This window comes from Pseudomonas sp. Irchel 3E13 (genome assembly GCF_900187455.1).
In the GTDB taxonomy this organism is placed as follows: domain Bacteria; phylum Pseudomonadota; class Gammaproteobacteria; order Pseudomonadales; family Pseudomonadaceae; genus Aquipseudomonas.
In genome coordinates this window covers 129,344-145,078 of sequence record NZ_FYDX01000003.1, presented here as the reverse complement: position 1 = coordinate 145,078, position 15,735 = coordinate 129,344, and the positions used below count along the sequence as shown (strand labels likewise).

15 protein-coding genes are annotated in these 15,735 nt (G+C 62.0%); 6 read left to right on the top strand and 9 right to left on the bottom strand.

Translation table 11 applies throughout. The features are described 5' to 3' along the window. Window position 1 precedes the first annotated feature (1 nt). The 3 genes from CKW37_RS05470 to CKW37_RS05460 all read right to left on the bottom strand — a co-directional run bounded on the left by CKW37_RS05470 (window position 2) and on the right by CKW37_RS05460 (window position 3,375). The gene (locus tag CKW37_RS05470; RefSeq protein ID WP_095154603.1) at window positions 2-1,099 is read right to left on the bottom strand and encodes an amino acid ABC transporter permease; all 1,098 of its coding nucleotides are present in this window, start codon (window positions 1,097-1,099) and stop codon (window positions 2-4) included. A gap of 10 nt (window positions 1,100-1,109) precedes the next feature. Then, the gene (locus tag CKW37_RS05465; protein WP_095154601.1) at window positions 1,110-2,279 is read right to left on the bottom strand and encodes an amino acid ABC transporter permease; all 1,170 of its coding nucleotides are present in this window, start codon (window positions 2,277-2,279) and stop codon (window positions 1,110-1,112) included. A gap of 67 nt (window positions 2,280-2,346) precedes the next feature. Further along, window positions 2,347-3,375 (bottom strand): amino acid ABC transporter substrate-binding protein, encoded by a 1,029-nt coding sequence (locus CKW37_RS05460; protein WP_095154599.1) that lies wholly within the window; start codon window positions 3,373-3,375, stop codon window positions 2,347-2,349. A 334-nt stretch (window positions 3,376-3,709) separates the two neighbouring features. Here CKW37_RS05460 and CKW37_RS05455 point away from each other — a divergent pair, with 334 nt between their 5' ends. From CKW37_RS05455 to CKW37_RS05435, 5 genes are all read left to right on the top strand, one after another. After that, window positions 3,710-4,366 (top strand): alpha/beta hydrolase, encoded by a 657-nt coding sequence (locus CKW37_RS05455; RefSeq protein ID WP_095154597.1) that lies wholly within the window; start codon window positions 3,710-3,712, stop codon window positions 4,364-4,366. 102 nt (window positions 4,367-4,468) lie between these two features. Beyond that, window positions 4,469-5,896 (top strand): ATP-dependent RNA helicase RhlB, encoded by a 1,428-nt coding sequence (gene rhlB / locus CKW37_RS05450; RefSeq protein ID WP_095154595.1) that lies wholly within the window; start codon window positions 4,469-4,471, stop codon window positions 5,894-5,896. A 221-nt stretch (window positions 5,897-6,117) separates the two neighbouring features. Continuing rightward, the gene (locus CKW37_RS05445; RefSeq protein ID WP_095154593.1) at window positions 6,118-7,068 is read left to right on the top strand and encodes an ornithine cyclodeaminase family protein; all 951 of its coding nucleotides are present in this window, start codon (window positions 6,118-6,120) and stop codon (window positions 7,066-7,068) included. Between the two features lie 17 nt (window positions 7,069-7,085). Next, complete coding sequence (locus CKW37_RS05440; RefSeq protein ID WP_095154592.1) at window positions 7,086-8,228, top strand: FAD-binding oxidoreductase; 1,143 nt, start codon at window positions 7,086-7,088, stop codon at window positions 8,226-8,228. A gap of 73 nt (window positions 8,229-8,301) precedes the next feature. After that, window positions 8,302-8,922 (top strand): transcriptional regulator, encoded by a 621-nt coding sequence (locus tag CKW37_RS05435; protein WP_095154590.1) that lies wholly within the window; start codon window positions 8,302-8,304, stop codon window positions 8,920-8,922. Between the two features lie 74 nt (window positions 8,923-8,996). On the opposite strand, the gene CKW37_RS05430 is transcribed toward CKW37_RS05435, so the two are convergent. The 6 genes from CKW37_RS05430 to CKW37_RS05405 all read right to left on the bottom strand — a co-directional run bounded on the left by CKW37_RS05430 (window position 8,997) and on the right by CKW37_RS05405 (window position 14,078). Beyond that, window positions 8,997-9,773, bottom strand: a complete 777-nt coding sequence (locus CKW37_RS05430; protein WP_095154588.1) for an ABC transporter substrate-binding protein — start codon at window positions 9,771-9,773, stop codon at window positions 8,997-8,999. Between the two features lie 206 nt (window positions 9,774-9,979). Further along, window positions 9,980-10,426: a molybdopterin synthase catalytic subunit MoaE gene (moaE, locus tag CKW37_RS05425; protein WP_095154586.1), complete on the bottom strand. Its 447-nt coding sequence runs from the start codon at window positions 10,424-10,426 to the stop codon at window positions 9,980-9,982. 1 nt (window position 10,427) lies between these two features. Continuing rightward, on the bottom strand, window positions 10,428-10,673 hold the full coding sequence (gene moaD, locus CKW37_RS05420; protein ID WP_095154584.1) for a molybdopterin converting factor subunit 1: 246 nt from the start codon (window positions 10,671-10,673) through the stop codon (window positions 10,428-10,430). Next, window positions 10,670-11,143 carry a cyclic pyranopterin monophosphate synthase MoaC gene (gene moaC, locus CKW37_RS05415; protein ID WP_095154582.1) on the bottom strand — a complete coding sequence of 158 codons (474 nt, stop codon included), beginning with the start codon at window positions 11,141-11,143 and terminating at the stop codon, window positions 10,670-10,672. Before moaC ends, moaD begins: the two co-directional genes overlap by 4 nt. A gap of 94 nt (window positions 11,144-11,237) precedes the next feature. Then, the gene (locus CKW37_RS05410) at window positions 11,238-12,632 is read right to left on the bottom strand and encodes a PhoH family protein (protein WP_095154580.1); all 1,395 of its coding nucleotides are present in this window, start codon (window positions 12,630-12,632) and stop codon (window positions 11,238-11,240) included. Window positions 12,633-12,950: 318 nt separating this feature from the next. Continuing rightward, a complete protein-coding gene (locus CKW37_RS05405; RefSeq protein ID WP_095154970.1) occupies window positions 12,951-14,078 on the bottom strand; it encodes a polysaccharide deacetylase family protein in 1,128 nt (375 codons plus the stop codon). Window positions 14,079-14,199: 121 nt separating this feature from the next. Here CKW37_RS05405 and yaaA point away from each other — a divergent pair, with 121 nt between their 5' ends. Next, complete coding sequence (gene yaaA, locus CKW37_RS05400; RefSeq protein ID WP_095154578.1) at window positions 14,200-14,979, top strand: peroxide stress protein YaaA; 780 nt, start codon at window positions 14,200-14,202, stop codon at window positions 14,977-14,979. Window positions 14,980-15,735: the final 756 nt, after the last annotated feature.

Here is a 15,735-nt window from a genome sequence, read left to right as displayed (position 1 = left end):
CCTAACGCTTGTGGCCTGTGTCCAGCTTGCGCTCCAGGTGCATGGAGTAGCGGGACATACCGAAACAGAAAATCCAGAACACCAGGGCCGCGAACACGTAGCCCTCGGTCGCCATGCCCAGCCAGGCCGGGTCGGCGGCCGCCTGCTTGACGCTGTTGAGCAGGTCGAACAGGCCGATGATGATCACCAGGCTGGTGTCCTTGAACAGGGCAATGAAGGTGTTGACGATGCCGGGAATCACCAGCTTCAGGGCTTGCGGCAGGATCACCAGGCCCATCGAGCGCCAGTAGCCGAGGCCCATGGCCGCGGCGGCTTCGTACTGGCCCTTGGGAATGGCCTGCAGGCCACCGCGCACCACTTCGGCGATGTACGCCGACTGGAACAGGATGACGCCGATCATCGCCCGCAGCAGCTTGTCGAAGCTCATGCCTTCAGGCAGGAACAGCGGCAGCATCACCGAGGACATGAACAGCACGGTGATCAGCGGCACGCCGCGCCAGAACTCGATGAAGGTCACGCAGACCACTTTCACCGCCGGCATTTTCGAGCGCCGGCCCAGGGCCAGCAGAATGCCCAGCGGCAAGGCGCCAACGATGCCCACGGTGGCGATGACCAGGGTCAGCATCAGGCCGCCCCATTGGCTGGTCGGTACCGTGGCAAGACCAAGAGTCCCGCCGTGCAGCAGGGTGTAGGCGACGATCGGGTACGCAACCAGGAAGCACAGGCCGTAGATCGTCTTGCGCGGGAAGCGCGAAATGAACAATGGCGCGGCGCCAATCACGGCCAGCCAGACCGTCAGGTCGACCCGCCAGCGCAGCTCGGTGGGGTAATAGCCGTACATGAACTGGCCGAAGCGCTGCTGGATGAACACCCAGCAGGCGCCCTCCTTGGTGCAGTCGGCGCGGGTGGTGCCGACCCAGTTGGCATCGAAGATCGACCACTGCAGCAGCGGCGGCACGATCAGCCAGACCAGGTAGATGGCGAACAGCGTCAACAGGGTGTTCATCCAGCTGGAGAACAGGTTGGCGCGCATCCAGGCGAGTACGCCGACGGTTTTCACCGGTGGCGGCATATCGGGTTTGAAAACATGGGAAGTCATGCGCGTCTCCTTACCGCTCGATCAGCGCGATGCGCTTGTTGTACCAGTTCATCAACAGCGAAATGCTGATGCTGATGGCCAGGTAAACGCTCATGGTGATGGCGATGACCTCGATGGCCTGGCCGGTCTGGTTGAGCACGGTGCCGGCGAACAGCGAAACCATTTCCGGGTAACCGATACCGGCCGCCAGCGAGGAGTTTTTCGCCAGGTTCAGGTATTGGCTGGTCAGCGGCGGAATGATTACCCGCAGCGCCTGGGGAATGATCACCTTGCGCAGCGTCGGGCCTTCACGCAGGCCCAGCGAACGTGCCGTCTCGGTCTGGCCGTGGCTCACCGAACGGATGCCGGAGCGCACGATCTCGGCGATGAACGCCGCGGTGTAGATGGTCAGTGCCAGGGTCAGCGCCAGCAGCTCGGGGATCAGTACCCAGCCACCGGTGAAGTTGAATCCTTTCAATTGCGGCAGTTCCCAGCTCAGCGGGTTGCCGAACAACAGCACGCTCAGCCCAGGGATCACCAGCAACAGGGCCAGTCCGGCCCAGAACTTGTGGAATGGCACGCCGGTCGCTTCGAAACGCCGGTTGGCCCAGCGCACCATCAGCACCACGGCGACGATTGCCACCACCAGGCAGATCACGAACGGCCAGAAGCCGTCGGCCAGCGAAGCCCCGGGCATGTTCAGCCCACGGTTGCTGATGAAGAAGGTGTCGTTGAGGTTGATGCTGCCCCGCGGTCCCGGCAGGGTCAGGAACACCGCGAAGTACCAGAAGAGGATCTGCAGTAGCGGCGGGATGTTACGGAAAGTCTCGACATACACCGTGGCCAGCTTGTTGATCATCCAGTTCGGTGACAGTCGTGCCACGCCGATGATGAACCCCAGCAGGGTCGCCAGGATGATGCCGATAACGGTCACCAGCAGGGTGTTGAGCAGGCCGATGACGAATACCCGGGCGTACGTGTCGGATTCCGTGTACGGAATGAGGTGCTGGGCGATGCCGAAACCGGCACTGCGCTCGAGGAAGTCGAAGCCCGAGGTGATGCCCCGGTGTTGCAGGTTGGTCTGGGTGTTGTGGAACAGGTACCAGCCCAGACCGACCACCACGACAATGGTGAGGATCTGGAACAGCCACGCACGCACACGTGGGTCGTTCAGGGACAAGCCCTTGGGTGGATTTTGCATGAAAAGCCCCGAAGAGAAGGAACGTAACGGCCCGCGACGGCAACCTCGCCGCCGCGGGCCGACCCAATCAGCGCACCGGAGGCGCGTACTGGATGCCGCCGTTGTTCCACAGGGCGTTCAGACCGCGGTCGATCTGCAGCGGGGTAGCCTTGCCGAGGTTCTTCTCGAACACTTCGCCGTAGTTACCCACTTGCTTGACGATCTGCACCACCCAGTCCTTCGGCAGTTTCAGGTCCTTGCCGTACTCACCGTCGGCGCCGAGCATGCGCGCCACGTCAGGGTTCTTGGTGCCTTTGGCTTCGGCCTCGACGTTCTTCGAGGTGACGCCCATTTCTTCGGCATTGAGCATGGCGAAGAGGGTCCACTTGACGATGCTGAACCATTCCTCGTCACCCTTGCGCACCACCGGGCCCAGCGGCTCCTTGGAGATGGTTTCCGGCAGGACCACGTAGTCGGTCGGCGCGGCCAGCTTGGAACGCTGTGCGTAGAGTTGCGACTTGTCGGAGGTCAGCACGTCGCAACGACCGGATTCCAGCGACTTGGCGCTTTCATCGGAGGTGTCGAAGGTGATCGGGGTGTATTTCAGACCGTTGGCGCGGAAGTAGTCGGAGACGTTCAGCTCGGTGGTGGTACCGGCCTGGATGCAGATGGTTGCACCGTCCAGTTCCTTGGCGCTGGAAACGCCGAGCTTCTTGTTCACCAGGAAGCCGATGCCGTCGTAGTAGGTGACGCCGGCGAACACCAGGCCCATGCCGGAATCGCGCGAGCTGGTCCAAGTGGTGTTGCGCGACAGCACGTCGACTTCGCCGGACTGCAGCGCGGTGAAGCGCTCCTTGGCGTTGAGCTGGCTGAACTTGACCTTGGTCGCGTCACCGAATACCGCCGCTGCTACTGCACGGCAGACGTCGGCGTCGATCCCGACGATGGTGCCCTTGGCGTCCGGCACCGAGAAGCCCGGCAGACCGTCACTCACGCCACACTGCACGAAACCTTTCTTCTGCACCGCATCCAGGGTCGCACCCGCGTGGGCAAAGGAGCTCAGGCCCAGCGCAGCGGCAGCCGTCATGACTGCCAGGGTGGATTTCAACATCTTCATTCAAACCTCCAGATCGCTCTTGTTGTGTGAGCCGGTTTTGCACCGCACCCTTATGAGGCGCATCCGACCCGTTTCGGCTTGTTATTGGGTCAATTGGCGCAATACGCTGTTCTGTGACAGCCTTGGGTTACCCATGAGGGGTGTTACCGCGGAAACACGCCACCTCACGTCGTAGGTCAAGTAGCAAAGCGCGTACCAGATCTGGTGGCTAAAGCGTTTCAGTGTTCTACAACGCGCAAAGTTGCAGCAATGCGACACCTTCTTTCCGTATTGCCCCCTCGTGCCTTTTTTTCATGCACTCAATTGAGATCGCGTGCACTTTTTCGGAGCAGTCATGACCAAACCCTTGATTCTCGAACCACAGAAAACTGCGGACGCCTGTGTGATCTGGTTGCACGGCCTCGGCGCTGACCGCTATGACTTCATGCCAGTGGCCGAAGCCCTGCAAGAGCACTTGCTCAGCACGCGTTTCGTAATGCCCCAGGCACCGAGTCGCCCGGTGACGATCAATGGCGGTTATGAAATGCCCAGTTGGTACGACATCAAGGCCATGAGCCCGGCCCGGGCGATCGACGAGGCGCAACTGGAAGAATCCGCCGCCCACGTCATCGAGCTGATCGAAGAGCAGCGCGGTGCCGGCATCCATCCCAGCCGCATCATCCTGGCCGGTTTCTCCCAGGGCGGCGCGGTGGTGCTGCACACCGCCTATATAAAGTGGCAAGAAGCGCTCGGCGGGGTGATGGCCCTGTCCACCTACGCGCCGACCTTCAAGGACGACCTTCAACTCAGCGCCAGCCAGCAACGCATCCCCGCACTGTGCCTGCATGGCGTCTACGATCCGGTGGTCCTGCCGGCCATGGGCCGCACGGCCTTCGAGTACCTGAAAAAATGGGGCGTCAGTGCCCAATGGCAGGAATACCCGATGGAACACGCGGTGCTGCCGGAAGAAATCAACGACATTGGCGCCTGGCTGACAGAGCGCTTGCGCTGACGGTCGTATTCCCTGTAGTTGTCAGTGCAATCCGCTACGCCGAGCCCGAATCTTGCATTACACTGCCCGGCGTACATTCCTTAATCAATTGACGAGAAGACCGTGCTCAAAGCACTCAAGAAGATGTTCGGCAAAGGCGAGGATGAGCCACTCGCCGCCGAAAGCGCTGCTCCCGTGATGCAGCCACCCACGCCGGCCACCGCTCCCGCACCGGTGGCCCCGCTCAAGGCCGAGGAACCCCAACCCGTTCGCGCCGAACCCGCCGCCGCTGCCAAACCTCGCCGCGAGCGCAAGCCAAAACCACAAGCTTCGACCTGGAAGCTGGAAGACTTCGCCGTCGAGCCACAGGAAGGCAAAACCCGTTTCCACGACTTCAAGCTCTCCCCCGAGCTGATGCACGCCATCCATGACCTCGGCTTTCCTTATTGCACGCCGATCCAGGCCCAGGTCCTGGGTTTCACCCTGCGTGGCCAGGACGCCATCGGTCGCGCCCAGACCGGCACCGGCAAGACTGCGGCCTTTCTGATCTCGATCATCACCCAGCTGCAACAGACTCCCCCGCCGAAAGAGCGCTACATGGGTGAGCCACGGGCGCTGATCATCGCCCCGACCCGGGAACTGGTGGTACAGATCGCCAAGGACGCCGAGTTGCTGACCAAGTACACCGGCCTGAACGTGATGACCTTCGTCGGCGGCATGGACTACGACAAGCAGCTCAAGGCCCTCGAAGCCCGCCACTGCGACATCCTGGTTGCCACCCCTGGCCGTCTGCTGGACTTCAACCAGCGCGGCGAAGTGCACCTGGACATGGTCGAAGTGATGGTGCTGGACGAAGCCGACCGCATGCTCGACATGGGCTTCATCCCACAGGTGCGCCAGATCATTCGCCAGACCCCGCCGAAGAGCGAGCGTCAGACCCTGCTGTTCTCGGCCACCTTCACCGAAGACGTGATGAACCTGGCCAAGCAGTGGACCACCGACCCGGCCATCGTCGAGATCGAGCCGGAGAACGTCGCCAGCGAAACCGTCGAACAGCACGTCTACGCCGTTGCCGGCAGCGACAAGTACAAGCTGTTGTACAACCTGGTCACCGAGAACAAGTGGGAACGGGTGATCGTCTTCGCCAACCGCAAGGACGAAGTGCGGCGCATCGAAGAAAAACTGGTGCGCGACGGCGTGAATGCCGCGCAACTGTCCGGCGACGTGCCGCAGCACAAGCGCATCCGCACCCTGGAAAGCTTCCGCGAAGGCCGCATTACCGTGCTGGTTGCCACCGACGTGGCCGGTCGCGGTATCCACATCGATGGCATCAGCCACGTGATCAACTTCACGTTGCCGGAAGATCCGGACGACTACGTGCACCGTATCGGCCGTACCGGTCGTGCGGGGACCAGCGGTGTGTCGATCAGCTTTGCCGGTGAGGATGACTCCTACCAGTTGCCGGCGATCGAGGCGTTGCTGGGTCGCAAGATCAGTTGCGAGATGCCGCCGACCGAGTTGTTGAAATCAGTGCCGCGCAAGCACGGATGATCGAGAAAACGCAGCCTTGGAGCTGCGTTTTTTTATGGCTGCAATTTTTTCGCGAGCAAGCTCGCTCCTACAGACTCAGACCATACCGGTCTGTAGGAGCGAGCTTGCTCGCGAAGCCCCTCGGCAGCTCCAATCTTTTTTTCCACCGGGATAGCGAAGACTTAAACTAAAAGTCCATAATGGAAAAATTAGTTTAGAAACCAGTCACCCCGGAGTCCCGAATGGCCGCGCCCCTCGTTCTCGATCAGCAGCACGCCCGTCAACTGCTCGCCCAGGTGGATGTTCCCCAGGTGCTGCGCGATCTGTTCCGTGACCTGGCAGCCGGCCAGGCGGTGCAGCCACCGCAGCAACTGGTGGAATTCCCGTCCGGCAAGGGCGACTTCATCAATTACGGCGGCGTGCTGGCGCAGGAGCGCGTCTACGGGGTCAAGACTTCGCCTTATATCGTCCGTGAGCAAGGCGCACTGGTCACCGCCTGGACCCTGCTGATGTCCATGGACAGCGGCCTGCCGCTGTTGCTGTGCGACGCCGGCGAGCTGACCACCGCGCGTACCGCCGCGACCACCGCAGTGGCCGTGGATGCCCTGGCCCCGGCCGAAGCCCGGCGCCTGACCCTCATCGGCAGCGGCTCGATTGCCCGCGCTCACCTGCATTACGTGCGCAACCTGCGGCCATGGCAGGACATCCGCCTTTACTCGCCGAGCCTCAACGGCAAGCGCGCCAGCGAGCGTGACGCCCTCACCGCCCTTGATCCGCGCCTGAGCCTGCACGACAACGCCGACGCGGCCCTGGTCGACGCCGATGTGATCCTGCTGTGCACCTCGTCGGCCAAGCCGGTCATCGATCCGGCCCAATTGAGCAAGCCGGCACTGATTACCTCCATCAGCACCAATGCGGTGCGCGCTCATGAAGTACCACCCGCCAGCCTCGCGGCGATGGACGTGTACTGCGACTACCGCGTGACCACGCCGGGCAGCGCCGGAGAAATGTGCCTGGCCGCCGAAGACCATGGCTGGAAGACCGAAGCCATCATCGGCGACCTGCCGGAGCTGATCAGCGGCCAGGCACCACGCCCGGACTACCAGCGCCACGTGTTCTTCCGCTCCATCGGCCTCGGCCTGGAAGACATCGCCCTGGCCAACGCCCTGTACCACCTGCAACGCGCGCGCTGACAGCGTCGGGAGCTCCCATGCAACAGGCTGACTTCATCATTATCGGCGCCGGTATCGCCGGCGCTTCCACCGGTTACTGGCTGGCCGCGCATGGCCGGGTGCTGCTGCTCGAACGCGAGACGCTGCCGGGTTATCACTCAACCGGTCGCTCGGCCGCGCTGTACACCGCGGCCTACGGTACGCCGCAAGTGCGCGCCCTGACCCTGGCCAGCCGGGCGTTCTTCGACCAGCCGCCGGTCGGCTTCGCCGAGCACCCGCTGCTGACCCCGCGCGGCGAGATGACCGTGGACTTCGATGGCGACGCCGCCGAACTGCAACGCCAGTTCGACAGCGCCCGCGCCTGCGTGCCGGAGATGCAATTGCTCAGCGCCGATGAGGCCTGCGCGCGCCTGCCGGTGCTGCGCCGGGAGAAAGTCCACGGCGCGCTGTACGACCCGAGCGCCAGCGATATCGACACCGACGGCCTGCATCAGGGCTACCTGCGCGGCATCCGCCGCCAGCAGGGCGAAGTGCACGGCGACTGTGAAGTCCTCGCCCTGCACCGCGAAGACGACGGCCAGTGGCGCGTGGAAACCAGCCGCGGCGAATTCCGCGCACCGGTGATCATCAACGCCGCCGGCGCCTGGGCCGACCGCGTCGGCCAACTGGCGGGCGCCCGTCCGTTGGGCCTGCAACCCAAGCGGCGTGCCGCGTTCATCTTCGAAGCGCCGGCCGATCTGGACACCCATGGCTGGCCGATGCTGGTCAGCCTCGACGAGTCCTTCTATATGAAGCCGGACGCCGGCATGTTGCTGGGCTCACCGTGCAACGCCGACCCGGTCGAGCCCCACGACGTGCAGCCCGAAGAGCTGGATATAGCCATGGGTATCTACCAGATCGAGGAAGCCACCACCCTGAGCATCCGCCGCCCGTTCCGCACCTGGGCCGGGCTGCGCAGCTTCGTCGCCGACGGAGATCTGGTGGCCGGTTTCGACGGCGCCGTGCCCGGCCTGTTCTGGGTCGCAGCGCAAGGCGGCTACGGCATCCAGACCTCGCCGGCAATGGGCCAGGCCAGCGCCGCACTGGTGCGCGGCGAGCCCCTGCCCGCCCACCTCGGTGATTTCGGCCTGAGCGCCGAGCAACTCTCGCCCGCGCGCCTGGCCACCCGCCAGGAAGGATGACGCGCCCGCGCGTTTGCGGCACACTCCCAGCGCCCTGGCCCCAGGGCGCTGAACCCGTCCGGAGCCCGCCCGAATGTCGACACCCGATGATGTCCTGCAGAACTACCGGGCGATCGCCGATGCCATCGCCACGCTGTTCTTCCCCCATGCTGAAGTCGTCCTGCACGACCTGCGCACACAGAAGATCGACTACATCGCCAACAACCTGTCCAAACGCGAAGTGGGCGACGATGCGGCGCTGGAGGACATGTTCGAGGAAGGTACCGACGAGACCAATATCGGCCCCTACGAGAAGCTCAACTGGGACGGACAGAAGATCCGCTCCCTGAGCACGGTGCTGCGCGACGCCGCGGGCAACCCGCAGGCCGTGTTGTGCATCAACCTGAATATTTCGCTGTTCGAGAATGCCAAGGCGGCGCTGGATTTGTTCCTGTCACCGAGCAAATTGATCCCGCAGCCCGACGCCCTGTTTCGCGATGACTGGCAGGAGCGGATCAATACCTTTCTCAACAGTTGGCTGCGCCAGCGCCAGCTCAGCCTCAACGTGCTCAACCGCGACCACAAGCGCGAACTGGTCCTGGCCCTGCACGCCGAAGGCGCGTTTCGCGGCAAGAGTGCGGCCAACTATGTGGCCAATGTGCTGAATATGGGGCGGGCGACGGTGTACAAACACCTGAAGGAACTCAAGGCCTGAGGCTGCGGGTACCGCTTCGCGAGCAAGCTCGCTCCTACAAAATGGCAGCAGCCCCGGGCGCTTGAGTCAGGCGATCAGTCGCCGTAGATGTCGGTCTTGAAGTACTTGCTCTGGATCTTCTGGTACTCGCCATCGGCGCGGATTGCGGCAATGGCATCGTTCAGTTTCTTCACCAGCTCGGTATTGCCCTTGCGCACGGCGATACCGGCGCCTTCACCGACGAATTTCGGATCTTTCAGCTCAGGGCCGACAAAGGCGAAGCCCTTGCCCCGTGGCGTGTCGAGGAAGCCCAGTTGCAGCGGGATGGTATCGGCGAACACACCGTCCAGGCGCCCGCTTTCCATGTCCAGGAAGATCTCTTCGTTGGTGGTATACGGCACCACGATCACACCTTTGGGCTCCAGCACCGCACGCACATAGCGGTCAGTGGTGGTGGCGCGCTGCACACCGATGCGCTTGCCCTTGAGGGCTGCGTACTGATCGTCCACCTGGGTGCCTTCCTTCATCGCCAGGCGCGCCGACGTGAAGTAGTACTTGTTGGTGAAGTCCACGGACTTCTTGCGCTCTTCGGTGATGGTGATCGACGACAGGGCCGCGTCGATTTTCTTGACCTTCAGCGACGGGATCAGGCCGTCGTATTCCTGCTCGACCCACTGGCACTTGACCTTCATCTCGGCGCACAGCGCGTTGCCGATGTCGTAGTCAAAGCCTTCTATGCCATTCGGGGTCTTGTAGGCAAAGGGCGGGTAAGCAGCCTCGATGCCGATGCGCAGAACGTCGTCGGCCGCGAACACAGGGCTGCTGGCCAACAGGCCAAGCGCCAGACCGGCGATCAGGTTGGAGGTCTTCATGATGGGGCTCTCTCGCTCGTTGTTGTGTTGGGGGTGACAAGACAGAGGAAAGGAAGTCAGGCACGGGGCCTGTCATTATTTTGTACTTATGAATCCATACTGGACTTTATCGTACAAAAAAACAACAGTCAGAAAAGTCAGGCAAGACGCTGTAGGAGCTGGCAAGCCAGCTCCCATGAGGTTTACGGATAATTCGGAATCAGTGTCTACCAACGCTCGGCGGCGTCAGCATCACTCTGCTTGCCCTCGACCCAACGCGGGCCTTCGCAGGTCTGTTCCTTTTTCCAGAACGGCGCGCGGGTCTTGAGGTAGTCCATGATGAAGTTGCAGGCGTCGAATGCCGCCTGGCGGTGGGCGCTGGCGACGCCGACGAAGACGATCGGCTCGCCCGGTTCGAGCGCGCCAATACGGTGCAGCACCTCGACCTTGAGCAGCGGCCAGCGCGCCTCGGCCTCGATGACGATCTTGCCCAGCGCTTTCTCGGTCATGCCCGGGTAATGCTCGAGGAACATCCCCGCCACCTCCCGGCCATCATTGAAGTCACGCACATAACCCACGAAGGCCACCACGGCGCCGACCCCGACATTGGCCGCGTGCATGGCATTGGTTTCCGCCCCCGGATCGAAGGGCGCGGTCTGGACCCGAACGCTCATCTCAACCTCCGGTGACCGGCGGGAAGAACGCGACTTCGTCGCCGTCTTCCAGGGCTTCGTCCGGCTTGCACAGGTCCTGGTTGCGTGCGCACATCAGGTTCTGTTCGGCCAGCACGGCGTAGCGCTCGCCCTTGTCGAGCAAGGCTTGGCGCACGTCTTCGACACGGGCGAAAGCGCCGTCGAGCACCTCGCCGTCGGTGCCCAGCAACTCACGGTAGCGGGCAAAATACACCACCTTGATCTTCATTGCGCATCCGCCTGGTAGTGGCCGCTCTTGCCGCCAAGCTTTTCCAGCAGGCGCACGTTTTCAATGGTCATGCCGCGATCGACGGCCTTGCACATGTCGTAAATGGTCAACGCGGCAACGCTGGCGGCGGTCAGGGCTTCCATTTCCACGCCGGTCTGCCCGGACAGCTTGCAGCGGGCGACGATGTGCACGGCGTCCGCGCCCTCAGCGCTCAGTTCGACCTTGACGCTGGTGAGCATCAGCGGATGGCACAGGGGAATCAGGTCGCTGGTTTTCTTCGCCGCCTGGATCCCGGCGATACGCGCCACGGCGAACACATCACCCTTGGGATGGGCGCCGTCGACGATCATCGCCAGGGTCTGCGGGAGCATGCGCACGCGGGCTTCGGCCACGGCTTCGCGGAAGGTCACGGCCTTGTCGGTGACGTCGACCATGGCGGCGCGACCTTGGGAATCGAGATGAGTCAGCACGGGGTTACTCCAGATCAGGAGCCCCGATTGTAAACCTGGGAGTCAGCTTTGCCAGCGAAAAAAACCGGGCGGCGCAAGGCCGCCCGGGGCGTGGTTACAGGTGGGATTCGGCATATTCGGCGAGGATCGACCGAGGTACGCCCTGCAGGGTGATGTGGACCCCGTTGGGGAAGTCCTTGAAGCGTTCGGTGAGGTAGGTCAGCCCGGAGCTGGTGGCCGACAGGTAGGGAGTGTCGATCTGTGCCAGGTTGCCCAGACAGATCACTTTCGAACCGGTGCCGGCACGGGTGATGATGGTTTTCATCTGGTGCGGCGTGAGGTTCTGGCATTCGTCGATCAGGATCAGGCTCTGCTGGAAGCTGCGGCCGCGAATGTAGTTGAGCGACTTGAACTGCAGCGGGACGCGTTCAAGGATGTATTCGACGCTGCCGTGGGTGCTCTCGTCGTCCATGTGCAGGGCTTCGAGGTTGTCGGTGATGGCGCCGAGCCAGGGTTCCATTTTTTCCGCTTCGGTGCCCGGCAGGAAGCCGATCTCCTGGTCCAGCCCCTGCACGCTGCGGGTGGCGATGATGCGCCGGTAGCGCTTGCTGACCATGGTCTGCTCGATGGCCGCGGCCAGGGCCAGGATGGTCTTGCCGGAGCCCGCGGCGCCGGTGAGGTTGACCAGGTGGATATCCGGGTCGAGCAGCGCGAACAGCGCCAGCGCCTGATGAATATCACGAGGTTTCAGGCCCCAGGCTTCCTGGTGCAGCAGCGGTTCCTGGTGCAGGTCGAGCAGCAGCAGTTCGCTGTCCTTGATGCCCTTGATCCAGCCGACGAAGCCCTGCTCGTCGATGATGAACTCGTTGACGTGGACCGCCGGCAGGTTGTCGATCAGTTGCACACGGTGCCAGGTGCGACCACGTTCCTGGCGGGTCTCGACCTTGCTCACGCGGTCCCAGAACGATCCGGTGACCGAGTGATAGCCCTTGGACAGCAGGCTGACGTCGTCAACCAACTGGTCGGTACTGTAGTCCTCGGCCGCGATTCCACAGGCGCGGGCCTTGAGGCGCATGTTGATGTCTTTGGTCACCAGCACCACGTCGCGGTCCTTGCGCCGACTGCGCAGGTCCAGCAACTGGTTGATGATGATGTTGTCGTTCAGGTGTTCGGGCAGCAGACGGTGCGGTTCGGCACGCGGGGTCATCAGGATCGACAGGAACCCTTTGGGCCCGCTCTTGCCACGCTGGATCGGTACGCCCTGTTCGACGTCTTCGGGCGTGGCGTCACCGAGGGTCTGGTCGATCAGACGGATGGCCTGGCGACATTCGGCAGCGACGGTGTGTTTTCCGGTCTTGAGCTTGTCGAGTTCCTCCAGCACCGTCATCGGTATCGCGACGTGGTGCTCCTCGAAGTTGAGCAAGGCGTTGGGATCGTGAATCAGGACATTGGTATCGAGCACATACAGGATTGGCTGGTTGGAGGAAGGGTTGCGTCCTTGGTCATCCATACTCGGTCACCTTATGTGGAAGCTACACGATGCGGTACTTCACGCATCGCAGAGTGACCGCCGCGCTTCCCGTATCCGCGTTGCTACGGGCGGGAAGTGAACCTGCCAACAAGGGGGCCTTGGAAGACGCCACCTGGCTGCAGGGTTCGGCTGTCTGACTCCTACATACCGCAAAAACCGTTACCGGAAAAAGCATTTTCATGCGTCAGGGCAGTTTATTTTTCACTTGGACGAATTGCCCTTGGCGGCGTCGCAAAGCGCGACTACATTCAAGGATGGAGCCCGTTGAAACGTTTCGCCCAGCCCCGGACTCCCCTGCTACTGCCGACCCGCGAAGTCTCGGCAACTCTCCCAGCCAATCCCGCTTTGTGCCGTGTGCGTCAGCACCCAGGTCACTACCGCCTGCGCTTTCGGCTGGCTGTCATGCAACTGGATCAAGCCGCGACGCCATAACAACATCAGACTCAAGGTGCGCTGCGCCGATTGCTCGGCGGTCAGTGGACTGAGGTCCTGGGCGTCGATATCCCACAGGGTCACGCGCAGGTTCTGACTGGCGAAAAAGCCGGCGCTGTCGGCCCGGCGCTGGCCGTAAGGTGGGCGAAACAGCGGCACATACGGGTCCGGCAGATCGCCCTGAACCCGCGCCACACTGCGCAGCACCGAGTCTTCCCAGTCCTTCCACTGGGCATGGGAGCGGTACTGCCAGCCCTGCACACCGACGCACTGTCCGCGATAGACCTCGCGCAGCGCCGCCAGCGAAAGTTTGTCGCGCCGGCTCTGCACGCTCTGGCCGAGGACGAAGAACAGGCCGTCGAGTTTCTGCTTGCGCAGGAACACGCTCAATTGCTCGGTGCTGGCCCCGGCCATGCTCGGGCCACCATCGAAGGTGAACAAGAACACACGGTCATTGAGACGATCACCGTTGACCTCTGCGGCGTCGTAGAACATCACTTCGCTGGCGGTCTGCGGGAACAGCGCGGCCTTGCGCAGCAGTTCATTGAGGTAGGCGGTATGGAACTGCCGGCTCGGCTCGGCCCAGCCGGCATAGAAGGAGTCGGCGTCGACGGCGAACTTCGCCGCTTGCTGGCGCAGGTCACCGAGGTTTTCGATGGCATAACAGAACGACGCGTCCTGCTCGCAACTCTGCTGGGCCATGTCGTAGTTGCGCCACAGCGTGCGCCAGAGCCGTTCGCGGTATTCGCTGATGGCCGGCAGGTTGATCTGGCGCAGTTGCAGGCGCGCCGCCAGGGTCGGCTCGTTCAGCACCTCGGTTTCACTCAGGACCCGGGCAAAGGACAGAATCTCGGCCCGCGAGGCGACGTCGAACAACACCGGGGTGTCCAGCGTTTCCGGCCAGTGACTGCGCTCGAACGTCGCGATTTCCAGCGGGGCGGCCTGGGCCACGAGGCTGAGCAGGGCTGTCAGGGCAACAAGGGCTATGCGCACGTTCACACTCTCCGGTTCATCCGCCGCGCACTATAGCAGCGCGCCCGGCTATCGCCGCGATAGCTGGAGAACATCGGCCCCGCCCCGTAGAATCGCGGCCACGATTCAAGGAGCCGACCTCATGCTGACGGTGATTTCCCCCGCCAAGACCCTCGATTACGACACCCCGCCCGTCACCTCGCGGCACACCCTGCCGCAGTACCTGGACGACTCCCAGGAACTGATCGTGCAACTGCGCGACCTGTCGCCGGCGCAGATCAGCGAACTGATGCACCTGTCCGACAAGCTCGCCGGCCTCAACGCCGCGCGTTTCGGTAGCTGGACCCCGGATTTCACCCCGGCCAACGCCAAGCAGGCGCTGCTGGCGTTCAAGGGTGACGTGTACACCGGGCTCAATGCCGAAAGCCTCAGCGAAGATGATTTCAGCTACGCCCAGGATCACCTGCGTATGCTGTCCGGCCTGTATGGCCTGCTGCGCCCGCTGGACCTGATGCAGCCGTACCGCCTGGAAATGGGCACCAAACTCGCCAACGCCCGCGGCAAGGACTTGTATGCCTTCTGGGGCACGCGGATCAGCGAATGGCTGAACCAGGCGCTCGCCGAGCAAGGCGACGACCTGCTGTTGAACCTGGCCAGCAACGAATACTTCAGCGCCGTGAAACGCAGCGCCCTCAAGGCGCGGATCATCAACACCGAGTTCCGCGACCAGAAAAATGGCCAGTACAAGATCATCAGTTTCTACGCCAAGAAGGCGCGCGGCCTGATGAGCCGCTTCGTGATCCAGGAACGGATCAACGATCCGCAGCAGCTCAAGCAGTTCGATGCGCAGGGCTACTACTACAGTGCCGAGCAGTCGAAGCCGGATAATCTGGTGTTCTTGCGGGATCATCCTGACGACTGATCTGTTGTGTGGCTGAAGGCTCTATCGCTGCATGGGTATCTACACATCTTTCGGTCATGTGGTGGCTGGAAGACCGAGCGCCGCGCGGGCGGCGCTCAATCTCAAGAACACTGTAAAACTACCGACATGCACCTGGTGACCATTACTCGGTCTTTTGACAAGCGCCCTCCAACCACCACATGACCGAAAGATGTGTAGATACCCATGCAGCGATAAAACCACCAACAGCAAACTCCATTTCCCACCCAAAACCGCCATTATCCAGGCGCCAAAAAACCACCCTTCCATCCTTATCGCAAAACGCCATAAGACCGTTCGTAGTTTTTTGACGAAAAATCCTGAAAAAATTTTCCGTACTGGCACAAAACCATCCCACCTCAAGTTCGCCCTTTATATATAGGGACGAGACTCCCGCGTGCTATCAAAGTGAAAGTATCGGCAAGTAGAAAAATATTAAAAAATCTTTCACCGACACTCTGCGCCCTCAGGAACTTATCCCCTCGCCGCTCGCTCATACCACCCGTAACGATTTTCGAACCCTGTGTGAGAAATGACTTACATAAAAAACCGAAGTCAGGAAGTTACACAGAGTCAGTTGAGCATCCGCCCGAAATCCGTTCGGCGCGCGGCTCACGCCCAGGAGAATACGCACTCATAATTCGTCCTAGTGGTTGATTTCAAAGGATTTAATCCACTTGAAAAAACAAGCACTGCAGTATTGAAAGTGCAGTACTGCAATAAAGACGGCTAGCGTTT

Coding starts and splice junctions, on each gene's coding strand:
- CKW37_RS05470 (WP_095154603.1), bottom strand. CDS start 1,099: ATGACTTCCCATGTTTTCAAACCCGATATGCCGCCACCGGTGAAAACC.
- CKW37_RS05465 (WP_095154601.1), bottom strand. CDS start 2,279: ATGCAAAATCCACCCAAGGGCTTGTCCCTGAACGACCCACGTGTGCGT.
- CKW37_RS05460 (WP_095154599.1), bottom strand. CDS start 3,375: ATGAAGATGTTGAAATCCACCCTGGCAGTCATGACGGCTGCCGCTGCG.
- CKW37_RS05455 (WP_095154597.1), top strand. CDS start 3,710: ATGACCAAACCCTTGATTCTCGAACCACAGAAAACTGCGGACGCCTGT.
- CKW37_RS05445 (WP_095154593.1), top strand. CDS start 6,118: ATGGCCGCGCCCCTCGTTCTCGATCAGCAGCACGCCCGTCAACTGCTC.
- CKW37_RS05440 (WP_095154592.1), top strand. CDS start 7,086: ATGCAACAGGCTGACTTCATCATTATCGGCGCCGGTATCGCCGGCGCT.
- CKW37_RS05435 (WP_095154590.1), top strand. CDS start 8,302: ATGTCGACACCCGATGATGTCCTGCAGAACTACCGGGCGATCGCCGAT.
- CKW37_RS05430 (WP_095154588.1), bottom strand. CDS start 9,773: ATGAAGACCTCCAACCTGATCGCCGGTCTGGCGCTTGGCCTGTTGGCC.
- moaE (WP_095154586.1), bottom strand. CDS start 10,426: ATGAGCGTTCGGGTCCAGACCGCGCCCTTCGATCCGGGGGCGGAAACC.
- moaD (WP_095154584.1), bottom strand. CDS start 10,673: ATGAAGATCAAGGTGGTGTATTTTGCCCGCTACCGTGAGTTGCTGGGC.
- CKW37_RS05410 (WP_095154580.1), bottom strand. CDS start 12,632: ATGGATGACCAAGGACGCAACCCTTCCTCCAACCAGCCAATCCTGTAT.
- yaaA (WP_095154578.1), top strand. CDS start 14,200: ATGCTGACGGTGATTTCCCCCGCCAAGACCCTCGATTACGACACCCCG.